This is a genomic window from Nitrobacter hamburgensis X14 (assembly GCF_000013885.1).
Taxonomy (GTDB): domain Bacteria; phylum Pseudomonadota; class Alphaproteobacteria; order Rhizobiales; family Xanthobacteraceae; genus Nitrobacter; species Nitrobacter hamburgensis.
Genome location: NC_007964.1, coordinates 2,233,813 through 2,246,911, shown reverse-complemented (window position 1 = coordinate 2,246,911; position 13,099 = coordinate 2,233,813). Strand labels below are relative to the sequence as shown.

The 13,099-nt window shown below is 60.4% G+C and carries 13 protein-coding genes and 1 tRNA gene; 10 read left to right on the top strand and 4 right to left on the bottom strand.

All coding sequences use genetic code 11. The features are described from left to right. Position 1 precedes the first annotated feature (1 nt). The 3 genes from NHAM_RS10290 (at position 2) to NHAM_RS10280 (ending at position 2,429) form a co-directional block, all read left to right on the top strand. The gene (locus NHAM_RS10290; protein ID WP_011510498.1) at positions 2 to 1,630 is read left to right on the top strand and encodes a terminase large subunit; all 1,629 of its coding nucleotides are present in this window, start codon (positions 2 to 4) and stop codon (positions 1,628 to 1,630) included. Next, positions 1,627 to 1,962 carry a phage head closure protein gene (locus NHAM_RS10285; protein WP_011510497.1) on the top strand — a complete coding sequence of 112 codons (336 nt, stop codon included), beginning with the start codon at positions 1,627 to 1,629 and terminating at the stop codon, positions 1,960 to 1,962. The genes NHAM_RS10290 and NHAM_RS10285 overlap by 4 nt, the downstream gene beginning before the upstream one ends. A gap of 83 nt (positions 1,963 to 2,045) precedes the next feature. Then, on the top strand, positions 2,046 to 2,429 hold the full coding sequence (locus tag NHAM_RS10280; protein WP_041357949.1) for a DUF2513 domain-containing protein: 384 nt from the start codon (positions 2,046 to 2,048) through the stop codon (positions 2,427 to 2,429). Between the two features lie 103 nt (positions 2,430 to 2,532). On the opposite strand, the gene NHAM_RS10275 is transcribed toward NHAM_RS10280, so the two are convergent. Both NHAM_RS10275 and NHAM_RS10270 read right to left on the bottom strand, forming a co-directional pair. Beyond that, entirely contained in the window at positions 2,533 to 3,039 is a 507-nt protein-coding gene (locus NHAM_RS10275; protein ID WP_011510495.1) for a hypothetical protein, read from the bottom strand. A gap of 184 nt (positions 3,040 to 3,223) precedes the next feature. Continuing rightward, the gene (locus tag NHAM_RS10270) at positions 3,224 to 3,718 is read right to left on the bottom strand and encodes a hypothetical protein (RefSeq protein ID WP_011510494.1); all 495 of its coding nucleotides are present in this window, start codon (positions 3,716 to 3,718) and stop codon (positions 3,224 to 3,226) included. A gap of 340 nt (positions 3,719 to 4,058) precedes the next feature. Here NHAM_RS10270 and NHAM_RS10265 point away from each other — a divergent pair, with 340 nt between their 5' ends. Beyond that, entirely contained in the window at positions 4,059 to 4,472 is a 414-nt protein-coding gene (locus NHAM_RS10265; protein ID WP_011510493.1) for a hypothetical protein, read from the top strand. A gap of 45 nt (positions 4,473 to 4,517) precedes the next feature. Here NHAM_RS10265 and NHAM_RS10260 read toward each other — a convergent pair whose 3' ends face one another. Together NHAM_RS10260 and NHAM_RS10255 are read right to left on the bottom strand one after the other, a co-directional pair. After that, positions 4,518 to 5,753: a tyrosine-type recombinase/integrase gene (locus NHAM_RS10260; RefSeq protein WP_041358925.1), complete on the bottom strand. Its 1,236-nt coding sequence runs from the start codon at positions 5,751 to 5,753 to the stop codon at positions 4,518 to 4,520. A 160-nt stretch (positions 5,754 to 5,913) separates the two neighbouring features. Next, positions 5,914 to 6,003 (bottom strand) — tRNA-Ser (locus tag NHAM_RS10255). A 594-nt stretch (positions 6,004 to 6,597) separates the two neighbouring features. On the opposite strand from NHAM_RS10255, the gene NHAM_RS28175 reads away from it, so the two are divergent. The 6 genes from NHAM_RS28175 to metG all read left to right on the top strand — a co-directional run bounded on the left by NHAM_RS28175 (position 6,598) and on the right by metG (position 13,094). Next, the gene (locus NHAM_RS28175; RefSeq protein ID WP_245269869.1) at positions 6,598 to 7,146 is read left to right on the top strand and encodes a PilZ domain-containing protein; all 549 of its coding nucleotides are present in this window, start codon (positions 6,598 to 6,600) and stop codon (positions 7,144 to 7,146) included. After that, positions 7,034 to 7,972: a septal ring lytic transglycosylase RlpA family protein gene (locus tag NHAM_RS10245; protein ID WP_011510491.1), complete on the top strand. Its 939-nt coding sequence runs from the start codon at positions 7,034 to 7,036 to the stop codon at positions 7,970 to 7,972. Before NHAM_RS28175 ends, NHAM_RS10245 begins: the two co-directional genes overlap by 113 nt. Before the next feature lie 116 nt (positions 7,973 to 8,088). Next, a complete protein-coding gene (locus tag NHAM_RS10240; protein ID WP_011510490.1) occupies positions 8,089 to 9,333 on the top strand; it encodes a D-alanyl-D-alanine carboxypeptidase family protein in 1,245 nt (414 codons plus the stop codon). Then, a complete protein-coding gene (gene tmk / locus NHAM_RS10235; RefSeq protein ID WP_011510489.1) occupies positions 9,333 to 10,025 on the top strand; it encodes a dTMP kinase in 693 nt (230 codons plus the stop codon). The genes NHAM_RS10240 and tmk overlap by 1 nt, the downstream gene beginning before the upstream one ends. Continuing rightward, positions 10,022 to 11,062 (top strand): DNA polymerase III subunit delta', encoded by a 1,041-nt coding sequence (locus NHAM_RS10230; RefSeq protein WP_011510488.1) that lies wholly within the window; start codon positions 10,022 to 10,024, stop codon positions 11,060 to 11,062. The genes tmk and NHAM_RS10230 overlap by 4 nt, the downstream gene beginning before the upstream one ends. Before the next feature lie 55 nt (positions 11,063 to 11,117). Further along, positions 11,118 to 13,094 (top strand): methionine--tRNA ligase, encoded by a 1,977-nt coding sequence (metG, locus tag NHAM_RS10225; RefSeq protein WP_157043593.1) that lies wholly within the window; start codon positions 11,118 to 11,120, stop codon positions 13,092 to 13,094. Positions 13,095 to 13,099 lie beyond the last annotated feature (5 nt).

The following is a 13,099-nucleotide window of genomic DNA, read 5'->3' as shown; positions in this document are numbered from 1 at the left end:
CATGACGGCAAAGAGTACGTTCCCCGAGTGGATATATGACGGCTCGGAGATCCCCGATCCATTCGGCTACGGCGAGCGTGCCGTTACGTTTCTTCGGCGGCTGAAGCATCCGAAGTCGACGTTGCCGGGCAGGGCGTTCCAGCTTGATCCGTGGCAAGAGCGTATCGTGCGCCGCATTTACGGCCCGCGGCATGATGACGGGCGGCGCATCGTCAACACCGTCACCATGCTACTGCCAAGGGGAAACCGTAAGACGAGCCTTGGCGCGGCGCTGGCTTTGCTGCACACGATCGGCCCCGAGCGTATGCCCGGTAGCGAAGTCATTTTTTCGGCTTCGGATCGTAAGCAATCCGGCATCGCCTTCAAAGAGGCGCGCGGCATAGTGCAGGCCGATAAGCGGCTTGTGAAAGCGACGAAGGTTTACGACGCCTTCAACAGCGCAAAGAAAATTGCCTACCCGAAGGATAGTGTCGAGCTGGAGATTATCTCGGCCGACGCGCCATCGTCTGAAGGCCGCACGCCTGCTTTTGTGCTCGCTGACGAGACGCATATCTGGCGCGGCAAGGATTTATGGACTGTTCTGACCAACGGCCTTGATAAGATCGATAACAGCTTGCTTGTCGTCACGACCACCGCAGGCCGCGGCACCGACAATATCGGTTATGAGATTATCGACCGGGCACGAAAGATTGCGCGCGGCGAGATCGTCGACCCGACCGTGTTGCCGGTGTTGTTCGAGGCCGAACCGGACTGCGATTACACAAGCGAGGAAGTTTGGCGGCGCGTTAATCCGGGTAGTCCGCACGGCTATCCCTCGATTGAGGGATTTCGCCGTCACGTCAAACGCGCTCAAGACAATCCGACCGAGCGCAGCAGCTTGAAGCGATACAAACTCAACATCTGGGAAGATAGCAGTTCGTCGCCGTTCGTCGACATGCTCGTTTATGACGAGGGCGCTGGCGAGATTGATACCGCTATCCTTGACGGCGAGCCATGTTGGCTGGGCGTTGACCTTAGTTCTAGTATCGATCTTTCAGTCGTTATCGCGTGCTTCCGTGACGGCGACGACTACATCGTGCAGCCGCACTTCTTTTGTCCGCAGGACAACTTGCGACAACGCCAAGAGGCAACCGGTGCTCCCTATATCGAATGGGCGCGCAAAGGGTTGATAACGGCCACGCCCGGCAACGTGATCGACTTCCGGGTTGTCGAGGATCGCATCAGGGAGCTTTGCGAGACCTACAGCGTGCAGGAGATCGCGTGCGATCCTGCGATGGCGCGTAATCTGCTCAACAATCTCATAGAGGATGGTCTCCCTGCGATCGAACATCGCCAGGGCAGCTTGAGCATGATGCCGGCAATCGCCGAATTGCAGCGCGCGATTATCGGTCGGAAGTTCAAGCACGGTGGTCATCCGGTGCTGCGATTCTGCTTCGCCAATGTCGAAGCGGAGACGAATGCAGCCGGACATATCGTGAGATTCACGAAACAGAAGAAATGGCTATCGATCGATGGCGCGCAGGCCAGCGCCATGAGCGTCAACAGAGCATCCGCAGGCGGCAGCGCGGCGACAACATCGCTTTATGATGACCCGGAATGGGAAACAGCTTTGAAGGGATTCAATGCATGACGACGGCAGGTGATCTGCGCGAGAAGGTGGAATTGCAAGCACTCGTAACCGTGAGCGACGGTGCGGGCGGTAGTACGCAAAGCTGGGAAACTGTTGTCACGGCTCCGGCCGCGATCAAGGTGTTGAAGGCCGGCGAGGAAGTCATGCAGGGCAGGCTCGCCACTGAGCAGACGCTGGTTGTTACCTTGCGATGGCAATCTGCACTGGCTGATGCCTTGACGACTTGGAAACTGAAAAACAGCCGCACCGGAAATCTGTACGGCATCAAGAGCATTACGCCTGACGTGCGCCGTGCTTGGGTTGATATTCTGTGCCAGACGGATGTGCTGTGATGGGGTTAGAAGGAAAAATAGAGGAATTACGCCGCGATCCGAGTCATAGTGTCAGCATTCATCGCGGGATTCGGTGGGCTGACATGAAGTTGGAAGTTGATCTTGTGCGGCAACTCTTGCTGCACATCGAAGAGCACGCGACGCGTCCAATCTCTGATCTCGATAGTATCAAAATCGATGGCTGGACCAAGGATCAGATCGACTACCACGTTGTACTGCTCGCCGATGCTGTTTTTATCGAGGCGGGTTTACACCGTGTTCCCGACAATGAAGACCCCAGCCTTGTGCGCGTGATCTACAGCGTGCGTCGGCTCACATATAATGGGCACGAATTTCTGGAGACTGTTCGGGATCCGGCGATATGGCGAAAGGTGAAGGAGAAGGCAAAGGCGGTCGGAGCTATGACACTGCCAGCGATTGCCCAGATTGGGGCGGCATACGTCAAAGCACAACTCGGGCTTGGATAAGGAATCATATGCGGTGGTGGACCCGGCGGTAGGATTGCGACCCCTACTTGTTAGTGCCGCGGGTACAATGAGCATCATCACGCTTCTATGATTACGTTTGCGTCTATTCGAGATTATAGCTCGATAAAGGGCTATCAAAAGTTTTCCCAGGTGGTTTGTTGCACGGAAGCGCAGCGATTGCCTTATCAATTCCGATAAGGTCGAAATCAAAGAACAAACTCGATGACCCGGTTGGAAAAAGCTCAACACGGAATCGTTTCCGGCCCCAAAGATCATAAGGTGGGACGGTTATGATCGGAATGCGATGAGGGTCGGAGAAAACCTTTAAAAATGAAGATGGGATAACTCGGTTATTATCGGTACGAAGCCGGCCCGACAGGCGTCCGCGAGAGAGCCCCGAAGATAGCCAAATTGTGAACAACCGGTCACCCTGCAGGCAGCTTATCTCGATCGCGGCGGAGACACCGTGATCTAGAGACTTAGCGGCCAGCGTTGGCACCTTGATCAATTTATCCGTCATTTGATCTTTAAACTGGTCAACGCGCCACTCGGCGAACGCCGGTGTCGTAATCGACGCCGCGAGAGCCAGCACCAGTAGTCCTGCCTTCATTCGCTTAGCCTCCCAATTCCTAAAGGCCTATTTCCACGAGCAGCCAATGGCAGAGATTAGCCGAGGATAGATAGCGGCCCAGAATCAACCCAAGTCATCTATCGCTTCGCCCTCAACCCAAATACCACTAGCCTACGTATAGTTATGCTACAGGCCCTTAGGGTCATTATCGCGCGTGTTCGGTTTAGTGGATGCGGCTATGCTTCTTCTGTGGGGCCGAAGCGACAGGAATCTCCCGCGTCTCAGCCATTGTCTTGATCTGCTGCAATTCATTTTGAGTTTCATCAATGCCGGGACCGGCGTTGACCGGCGTAAGATGTTCGAAGGCTGACCCTGGATTAGTAACAAACATCGCTGAAGCTATGACGCGCGTTTCATCGCCAAGTGGCGCGAATGTAATGACATAGCGTACGTTGGGCGTGCTATCGTACTTCGATCCGAGCAACACTGCGGCCCCAAGGTTAGTGGTCGGCTTGTCGAACTGCAGCATGTATTCGGTGTCCTTAGTGATGCTCATGCCGTTGTTCATGGCGTGACTAATGATCAACGCTTTGATCTTGGACACTGGCGCTCGGATAGTTACTTCCGGCTTTCCGCTCGCCGTTGAGGGTGGTTGCGCCGTCTGACACGCGGCGAGCGACAGGGCCGCAAAAAGAGCGGCAACAAACCTGAGTTTCATGATGGTTCTCCCCAGCCGGCGTAGTCTACCGCAGGTTGAAAGGAGAGCGGAAGCTAACCCTTCGCCATGAGGCCGATTTCCACAAGCCTGCGAATCGCTTCTGGCCGTGACGGCTTTGGCTCAGGTCGTTTCTCAATCCACTTATCGACGTCCTGCATCTCTTCCGGCGGCATCCGCACCATCACAGGCACAGCATCCACGCGCGGTCTTCCCTGCGGACGTTTTCTGATATTAGAAACTATTGACTTAGCCATTCTTAACTGATATCAGAAAAGACAGGCCGGAGCAAGGTGGCGACCTCGCGTCCGGCCCTAACCAAACCCGCGAAAGGACCGCGAGCATGGCTAAGGCCAAATCTACCACACCAAAACCGATACGCCGCCAAGTCGTCGAGGCCCAAATCGACCTATTAATCGACATGCTGAATACTATGGATGGTGACAACGACCTTGAACCGTCGCTGGGCTTCTCTAACGGCGGCTTCCGTCCAGAGGATCAACCGCAGGAAGGTTTCGGATTCGCCATGAACGCCAATGCTGGCGACGATTGCGAGGACGAACACGACGGCGCTGAACCGACCGAGGACGGCGAGGCGAGCCTTGGCTGGACGTCGACCTTCAACCAAGCCTCTGCCAGTTGGCAGGCAAACCACTTGGGCACGATCGACCTTGAAGAGGGCGTCGGTGCAGTTCGCAAAAATCGACCAGTCTCGCGGACGGGTGGACGCGTGTTGGTTGGTGTGGAGGTGTTCTGACCGCTGACGGATTGATCGGCAGACCGGCATCCGATGGGTGCCGGTCTACTTCCTCGGTCCGACCAGCAAATCAGCAGCGGGCCGCGCATCCTTCAAGATCAAGTCCGCCCATTCCTGCGCCAACTTTCGGCGGCGTTCCAGATGCAGGGCGCGATTGTAAGCACCTTCGACCTTGTCCTTCGGGACGTGAGCCAGCATCAGGTCGATAATCGGTTTGTCAGCCGGAAACCGCTCATTCATCACGCTGGAAAATGTTGCCCGCCATCCGTGGGGGACATGGCGGTGGTGATACCCCGCACGGTTCAACAGATACCCGATGGCGTTCTCTGACATGGTCCTGTGCGCGTGGCGGGTGTTCGGGAAGGGGATCGGACCGCGGCCGGTCAGGGTGCGCAGCGCTTCGACAGCCTCCAAGGCTTGCCTTGATAGCGGCACCCAATGGTCCCGAGCATCATCATCCTTGTGTTGCAGCCGCAGTTTCATCCGCGCCGCCGGGATGCGCCAGACGCCATCTTCCATATCGGTCCACTCCGACCATGGCGTGGTGATGAGCGTTCCCGGACGAACGACAGTCAGGGCAATAATTCGTAGGGCTAGCTTTGTAGCTGGATGCGCTTTCTCGGCTTCGGCTTTCCCCAGCATCTCGCGGGCGGCATCCAGATCGGTAATGGCAGGCTGGCGTCCCTTGACCATCGGAGCCATGGCCTTCTGGACGGTCGCGGCCGGATCGGCGTCGGCGCGGCCCGAGCTGATTGCGTAGACGAACACCGCCGACATGCGCTGCCGGACTCGCCGCGCCGTTTCCTTCGCGCGAGCCTCGATACCGCGCAGCACAGCCAAGACTTCGGGCGCCTTGATATCGGCCACAGGGATATTGCCGAGCACAGGGAAGACTTCGCGCTCAAGGCTGGTGAGTACATCGTCGGCATGGCGCTCGACCCATTGGCCCTTATTCAGGTCGTACCATTCGCGGGCGATCGCTTCGAACGTGTTGGCGGTGCTGGTGACGTTGGCGAGCTTCCGCAGTTTCTTGATGACGCCGGGATCGCGGCCGTCGCGCAAGGATGCCTTGGCGGCGTCTCGGGCCGCACGGGCATCAACGAGGCTGATATCCGGGTAAGGACCGATAGTGAGGAGCTTTTCTTTGTCGGCGTACCGATAGCGGAATCGCCAAAGCTTGCCGCCCGCGGTCGAGACATAGAGGTGAAGGCCACCAGAGTCGGCCATCTTGAAGGGCTTGTCGCCCGGTTTTGCCTTCCTGATCGCAGTATCCGTTAGCATCGAAAAATACCCCATTCCCGTCCCAGATACCCCATTCGATACCCCGTTTTTTCTGGGATTGGCTGGGACGATAGAGGGACGGATCGGGACTAGTTTACGGCGTATCTAACGGCAAATGCTAGTCTTTTTTAATCTCATGGGACAGGTTGGGAATGGCCAGTGGCGGAAGGGGTGGGATTCGAACCCACGGTGGGCTTGCACCCACGCCGGTTTTCAAGACCGGTGCCTTAAACCACTCGGCCACCCTTCCGTCGTCTCAGGAATTTCGACCGCTTACCGCACGCCTCGTCGAAGCGCAATGCGAACGGGTTTTCTACAAAAAGCCAGATCGGTGGCGGAAGGATGATTCTATCCGCGATGCACACGAGGGGCGGCTCGAAAGCCAGTCGTCGAGCCTGCTTCACGCTACCGGAGCAAGACACGGTCATGCCGCCGCTGATTCCGTTTTCAGCAGAAGGTCAGCTTCCCCCATCAAAACAGACGGTTTTACAACGGCATGTCTGCTCATGCTGATCGTTTCCTTGAGCTGATGGTCATGCCCTCTGTTGCCTCTGTATCGCCTCTGGCCCAGGCTCGTTTTGGAGCATCGTGGCCAGGGTTCGATGCATCGCTGCGGGGACGGCGATGCGCTCTTCCCTATACCTTCGGATAGATCGAGATCGCTTTCTGACGGGCGGCGAAGATCGTCCTGTGTGCAAAAGCCGGCCTGAGGCTGCCGGAAACTTCATGCCCATTGGTGTTTCGTTAGGCCGACCGCGATAGAGTTCGTGCCGCTGAGGACGCGTGGTATGGCGCGAGCGTCGCGATCATCCCGCGTGCATACGTAAAGACAAAGTATTCACCAATGGACGATCGCCGCAAACATCCGCGCGTCGAAATCGACGAACCGGCTTACATTTCCGCTGGCGGATTGAGTATGCGCTGTCGACTGTTGAACGTGTCCTCCCACGGAGCTGCCGTCGAAGTCCCGGATCCGGCTTTTGTCCCGTCACATTTCCAACTCATGACTGAGAAGGATCGCGTGATTCGGCGCTGCCGGGTGATCTGGATCAAGCAGAACCGGATCGGAATTGCCTTCGAGCAGGCCAATGCGGAGGACGACTCCATCCCGCCGGGCAGCAACCTTCGATTTACCACCTGTCCCGCCGATCGCCCACTCTCCCCATTTCCGCCGTGTTCGCGCTGCGATATGTTCACGGCTTGGTATGGATGTGGGCCGTATCATGCTGACCGGCGCTGCGATACGTGGCATGCCGCCGGGGAATTGGTCTTGGGGGCGCATGGGGAAGCCAGACTCAGATCGAATCGGCCGTGCCGCGCGCGCTATTGCGGCTGCGGGCGTGTGCCTGATGTTGGCCAGTTGCGGGTCGTCGGGCAAATTCAGCCGGATTGATCCAAAATACGGGGTTTCGAGCAGCCCCCGGGTCGTCGGCTTCGGCGAGCCGGTGCCGAAGGGCGGCGGGACTTACCGGGTCGGCAAGCCTTACACCGTCGCCGGGCGCGTCTACGTTCCCGAGGAAAATACCCATTACCGTGCCGAAGGGCTCGCTTCATGGTATGGTGACGCCTTCCATGGCCGTTTGACCGCCAACGGCGAGGTTTTCGACATGGCCTCGCTGTCGGCCGCGCACCCGACGCTGCCGTTGCCGTGCTATGCACGGGTGACCAACCTCAGCAACGGCAGATCCCTGATCGTCCGCGTCAATGATCGCGGGCCGTATCACGGCAATAGGCTGATCGACGTCTCGAACAAGGCCGCCGAGTTGCTGGAGTTCAAGGGCAGGGGCGTCGCGCGGGTCCGGGTCGAATACGTTGGACGCGCGCCACTCGAAGGTTCGGATGACCGGCAATTGATGGCGACTCTGCGAACCGGTGAACCGGCGCCGTCGCCATCCACGGTCAGGATCGCGTCGGCGCGGCCGTTTGTGCCTGAACTCGCGCCGTCCGGACGCGCGATCCGCGGTGATGTACCGACGCCGGACGGGCGACCCTATGCGCTCGGACATACCTCGGTGGACGCCGACTCGATCAATGCGACGTCCGAAATGTCGGCGTCCAGCCGCGCTCGGCCGCATCCACAGATGCGGGATAATCCTCGGGCGGTTTCCTACGACGTCAGCGGCGACGACGTGACGAGCGATGTCCGCCCGGTCGCCGCTTATGCGCCCATCGACCCGCGCGGACCGAGCGAACCGCTCTCGGGGCGCGGACTCTACTAAGCGCCGCTCGTCCGCAACCGATCAACCGTATCGACATGCCCCGGCGCTATCCGGGCGCGGCCCATGTTGTTTGCGATGGTCCCAACTGTTAGAACTTCCTATTCGGGACGCGGTGCATGACAGCCAGATCTTTCACGCCTGACAGACGCCAGGGCCTCACCTGGCGCGGTCTGATGGCCGCCGCCATTGTCCTTGCGGTCGGCTTCGATGGCATCGCGCTGGCTGCCAACAACAGCGTGCAGGGTGCCAAGAAGGAAGAAATATACGAGACGGTTGCCCCGACCGCGATTCTGGTCGAAGCCAACAGCGGTAGCGTGCTGTTCGAAAAGAACGCCGACGAACTGCATGCACCGTCCAGCATGATGAAGTTGATGACGGTGGAGGTGGTGTTCGACGCCATCCGGAAAGGCCAGATCAAGCTCACCGACGAGTTCGTTATCAGCGAGAACACCTGGCGCAAGGGCGGGGCGCCTTCTGGCGGATCGACCATGTTCGCGGCGATCAACAGCCGCGTCTCCGTAGACGATCTCCTGCATGGTGCGATCATCCAGAGCGGCAACGATTCCTGTATGGCGCTGGCGGAGGGCATTGCCGGTAACGAGAGCGCCTTCGCGGAAAAGATGACAGCGCGGGCGCGGGACCTGGGCATGACCCGCTCGACCTTCGCCAATTCCAACGGCCTGCCGGATCCCGGCAACAAGATGACGGTCCGCGAGCTTGCTGTGCTGGCGCGCCACATCGTCCTGACGTACCCGGATTTCTACAAGCTGTTCGGCGAACGCGAATTCACCTGGAACAAGATCCGCCAGTTCAACCGCAACCCGCTGCTGACCGCGATGGAGGGGGCCGACGGGCTCAAGACCGGCTACACCAAGGAGGGCGGCTACGGCATGGTCGGCTCGGCCGTCCAGAACGGCACGCGGCTGATCGTCGTGGTGAACGGCCTCGCGAGCGCGGACGACCGCGCGGCCGCAGCCAAGAAGCTGCTGGAATGGGGTTTTCGGAATTTCGAAGTGCGAACCCTGTTCGCCGCGGAACAGACGATCGGCTACGCCAAGGTGTTTGGCGGCGACAGTGGCTCCGTCCGGGTCGCCGCGTCTGAACCGGTCCAGGTCATGGTCCAGAAGAACGGCAGCGACAGGCTGATCGCACGTATCGTCTATACGGGACCTGTTCACGCCCCGATAGCGCCGGAACAGCCCATCGGCGTTATCAAGGTGTGGCGCGGCAAGGAGGTTGCGGTCGAAACGCCGGTTCATGCCACGGACGCCGTCGGCGTCGGCTCGACCATGCGCCGCGCGATGGACGGGGCGATCGAGCTCGTCATCGGGATGGTGCGCTCGGGCGCCGCGAGGCTCTGATGACCGAGGCCGCGCCCAAAGTGGGCCTGCTGCGCGGGCGCTTCATTACCTTCGAGGGCGGCGAGGGGTCCGGCAAATCCACGCAGATCAACATCCTCGCCGAGCGTCTCAATGCGGCGAAGCTGCGGGCCATCGTCACCCGCGAACCCGGCGGATCGCCGGGCGCCGAAATCATTCGCCACCTCGTGCTGTCCGGCATGGGAAAGCTGCTAGGCGCTTACGCGGAAACCTTGCTGTTTGCGGCGGCGCGCGACGACCATGTGCATACTGTCATCAAGCCCGCGCTGGAGCAGGGCATCTGGGTGCTCTGCGACCGCTTTGCCGATTCGACCCGTGCCTATCAGGGCCGGCTGGGCGACGTACTGCCCGGCGTGCTGAACGCGCTGGAGCGGGTGACCATCGGCGATCTCAAGCCTGACCTGACCGTGATCCTCGACGTGCCGGTGGAGATCGGGATGCAGCGCGCCGCCGTTCGCCGCGGCAGCGGCGCGCCAGACCGCTTCGAAGCCGAAGACGTTGCGTTTCACCAGAAACTCCGCGACGCCTATCGGGACATCGCCGCGAGCGACCCGCAACGCTGCGTGGTGATCGACGCCAACGCCGACGTCAATACCGTCGCCGCGGGCGTGTGGGCGGCGCTGCGCGACCGCGTGCTGGTGGCGGACTCCAGCACGAAAGTCACACGCGCATGATCGCCCGCCCCACCGCCGCGGAGAAGTCCGTCCTGCATCCGCGCGAAACCACCGCTCTTTTCGGTCATGGCGAGGCGGAGCGAACCTTGCTCGACGCCTACCGTGGCGGCCGCATCCCGCACGCGTGGCTGATCGGCGGCGCACCGGGGATCGGCAAGGCGACGCTGGCCTACCGGATGGCGCGGTTTGTGCTTGCGCACGGCGACCCCGCCATGTCGCCGGTGCAATCGGCGGAAACGCTCGAACTGGACCCGATGCATCCGGTTGCCCGCCATGTCGCGGCCGACACGCATGGCGGACTCCTGACGCTGGAGCGGACGCCCAACGAAAAGGGCGTCATGCGCACGGTCATCAGCGTCGAGCAGACCCGGGAGACAATCGCCTTTTTCGGCTCGACCGCGGCCGTGGGCGGCTGGCGGGTGTGCATCGTCGATACCGTCGACGAACTCAACCCCAATGCCGCCAACGCGCTGCTCAAGGTTCTCGAGGAGCCGCCACATCTATCGCTGTTTCTTCTAGTCAGCCACGCGCCGGCCCGAATCTTGCCGACGATCCAGTCGCGCTGCCGCAAGCTCGCGCTGCGGCCGCTGGCCGCCGGCGATGTGATCCGGGCGGCCGCCGAGGCGGCGCGGATCGCGCCCGACGATGCGTCGCTGCGGGAAGCCGCCGACGCGGCCGAAGGCAGCGTGGCGCGAGCGCTGGCCCTGGTCGGGGGCGGCGCGCTGAAACTTCATCAGCGGACGGCGGCGTTGTTGGACAGCCTTCCGCAGGTCGATCCGCGCGAACTGCACGCACTGGGCGATGCGCTCGGCGGCAGCGACCGCGCCGCGCTTGGCGCCTTCGTCGACAGCGTTGACCGTTGGATCGCCGAGCGTCTCCGCACCGGCGATGCCAACGCCAATCTTCCTCGCCTTGCACGGCTGGCGGAGGTATGGGAAAAGATCAACAATGCCGCGCGCGAGACGGAAACCTACAATCTCGAGCGAAAACCGCTGGTTTTTTCGGTGTTCGGGCTTCTTGCAGAAGCAACGCGGTAAAACGCTCCGCCCATGATCGTTCTCGACATCCAGCCTGACCCATAAGGAATTCGTGGTGGCTCCCGCTAAGAAGAAACCGGCCAAAAAGTCCCGTGCAAGCAAGGCACGCAAATCGCGCCACGCCGCCACCGATCGCGCCTCTATTGTGAAGAAGCGCAGCAAGAAGGCGAGCGCCCGAAAGACCGGCAAACGCACAAAAAAGACGAGCACGAAGACGACGACAAAAGCGCGCGCCCCGAAGAAGACCAAAAAGACAACAAAAGCGCGCGTACCGAAGAAAGCCAAAAAGACAGTAAAGAAGGCGGCGAAGCGAGCGGCCAAAAAACAGCCAGCTACAAAAAAAATTCCGAAAAAAGCGGCGACGAACAAGGTCACTGCGAAAAAGGCTGCGCCGAAGCGATCCGCAGCAAAGCGTCCGGCGAAGTCCGCAACGTCACGTCGGCCCGGCACGACCGCGCCGCCGACGCCTTCGAGCGTCACGCCGGCCCGCACCAACACTTTCTACATCACGACGGCGATCGTTTATCCGAACGGCGCACCGCATATCGGGCACGCCTATGAGGCGATTGCCACGGACGTGCTGGCGCGCTTCCAGCGACTCGACGGCAAGGACGTGTTCTTTCTGACCGGCACCGACGAGCACGGCCAGAAGATGGTGCAGACCGCGCAGAAGGAAAATATATCCGCGCTTGAACTCGCTACGCGAAACGCCGAGCTACTGCGGAAGCTCGATGAGACGCTGAACATTTCGTTCAACCGGTTCATCCGCACCTCGGAACCCGCACATCACCATTCGGTCCAGGAAATTTGGAAACGCATGGCGGCGAATGGCGACATCTACCTGTCGAGTTACGCCGGCTGGTATTCGGTGCGCGACGAAGCCTATTACGCGGAGGACGAGACCGTCGTTGGCGAGGACAACGTGCGACGTGGCCCGCAGGGCACGCCGGTAGAGTGGGTCGAGGAGAAGAGCTATTTCTTCAAACTGTCGGCCTATCAGGACAGGCTGCTCGCGCTGTACGAAAGCCAGCCGGACTTCATAGGCCCGGATTCCCGCCGCAATGAAGTCATCAGTTTTGTGAAGGGCGGCCTCAAGGATCTGTCGATCTCGCGCACCACCTTCGACTGGGGCGTCAAGGTGCCCGACGATCCCGAGCACGTCATGTACGTCTGGGTCGATGCGCTGACCAACTACATCACCGGTGTCGGTTTTCCGGACGAAAACGACAAGGACTGGCGCTACTGGCCGGCCGACCTCCACATCATCGGCAAGGACATCATTCGCTTTCACGCCGTTTACTGGCCGGCCTTCCTGATGTCGGCGGGCATCCCGTTGCAGAAGCGGGTCTATGCTCACGGCTTCCTGTTCAACCGCGGCGAGAAGATGTCGAAGTCGGTCGGCAACGTCGTCGATCCCTTCAACCTCGCCGCGCAATACGGCGTCGATCAGGTGCGCTACTTCTTCCTGCGCGAGGTGCCGTTCGGGCAGGACGGCAGCTACAACCACGAGGCTATCGTGGCGCGCATCAATGCCGACCTCGCCAACGACTTCGGCAACCTTGCGCAGCGCTCGCTGTCGATGATCGCCAAGCAACACGACGGCGCACTACCGGAGCCCGGTGACTTCAGCGACAACGACAAAGCCATCCTCGCGCAGGCGGACGGTATGATCGCGGTCGCGCGCGAGGCGATGAATACGCAGCAGATTCATCAGGCGCTCAATGCGGTCTGGGCCGTCGTCGCCGAAGCCAACCGCTATTTTGCGGGCGAAGCGCCTTGGGTCCTGGCCAAGACCGATCCGGCGCGGCAGAAGACGGTGCTGTATGTCGCCGCTGAAGTGGTACGCCAGATCGCGATCCTGGCACAGCCCGCGATGCCTGCGTCATGCGCGACGATGCTCGACCTCCTCGGCATTCCCGCCTCTGAGCGAAATTTCGCGATGCTTGGCGGTCACGTCCGCATCAAGCCGGGCACGACGTTGCCGCCACCCGTCCCCGTGTTCCCGCGCTATGTCGAACCGTCCGTGGCCTGAACCGA

What these genes read in the sequence shown, in the direction of transcription:
- NHAM_RS10290 (WP_011510498.1), top strand. Translation starts at nt 2, where the DNA reads ATGACGGCAAAGAGTACGTTCCCCGAGTGGATATATGACGGCTCGGAG.
- NHAM_RS10285 (WP_011510497.1), top strand. Translation starts at nt 1,627, where the DNA reads ATGACGACGGCAGGTGATCTGCGCGAGAAGGTGGAATTGCAAGCACTC.
- NHAM_RS10280 (WP_041357949.1), top strand. Translation starts at nt 2,046, where the DNA reads ATGAAGTTGGAAGTTGATCTTGTGCGGCAACTCTTGCTGCACATCGAA.
- NHAM_RS10275 (WP_011510495.1), bottom strand. Translation starts at nt 3,039, where the DNA reads ATGAAGGCAGGACTACTGGTGCTGGCTCTCGCGGCGTCGATTACGACA.
- NHAM_RS10270 (WP_011510494.1), bottom strand. Translation starts at nt 3,718, where the DNA reads ATGAAACTCAGGTTTGTTGCCGCTCTTTTTGCGGCCCTGTCGCTCGCC.
- NHAM_RS10265 (WP_011510493.1), top strand. Translation starts at nt 4,059, where the DNA reads ATGGCTAAGGCCAAATCTACCACACCAAAACCGATACGCCGCCAAGTC.
- NHAM_RS10260 (WP_041358925.1), bottom strand. Translation starts at nt 5,753, where the DNA reads ATGCTAACGGATACTGCGATCAGGAAGGCAAAACCGGGCGACAAGCCC.
- NHAM_RS28175 (WP_245269869.1), top strand. Translation starts at nt 6,598, where the DNA reads ATGGACGATCGCCGCAAACATCCGCGCGTCGAAATCGACGAACCGGCT.
- NHAM_RS10245 (WP_011510491.1), top strand. Translation starts at nt 7,034, where the DNA reads ATGGGGAAGCCAGACTCAGATCGAATCGGCCGTGCCGCGCGCGCTATT.
- NHAM_RS10240 (WP_011510490.1), top strand. Translation starts at nt 8,089, where the DNA reads ATGACAGCCAGATCTTTCACGCCTGACAGACGCCAGGGCCTCACCTGG.
- tmk (WP_011510489.1), top strand. Translation starts at nt 9,333, where the DNA reads ATGACCGAGGCCGCGCCCAAAGTGGGCCTGCTGCGCGGGCGCTTCATT.
- NHAM_RS10230 (WP_011510488.1), top strand. Translation starts at nt 10,022, where the DNA reads ATGATCGCCCGCCCCACCGCCGCGGAGAAGTCCGTCCTGCATCCGCGC.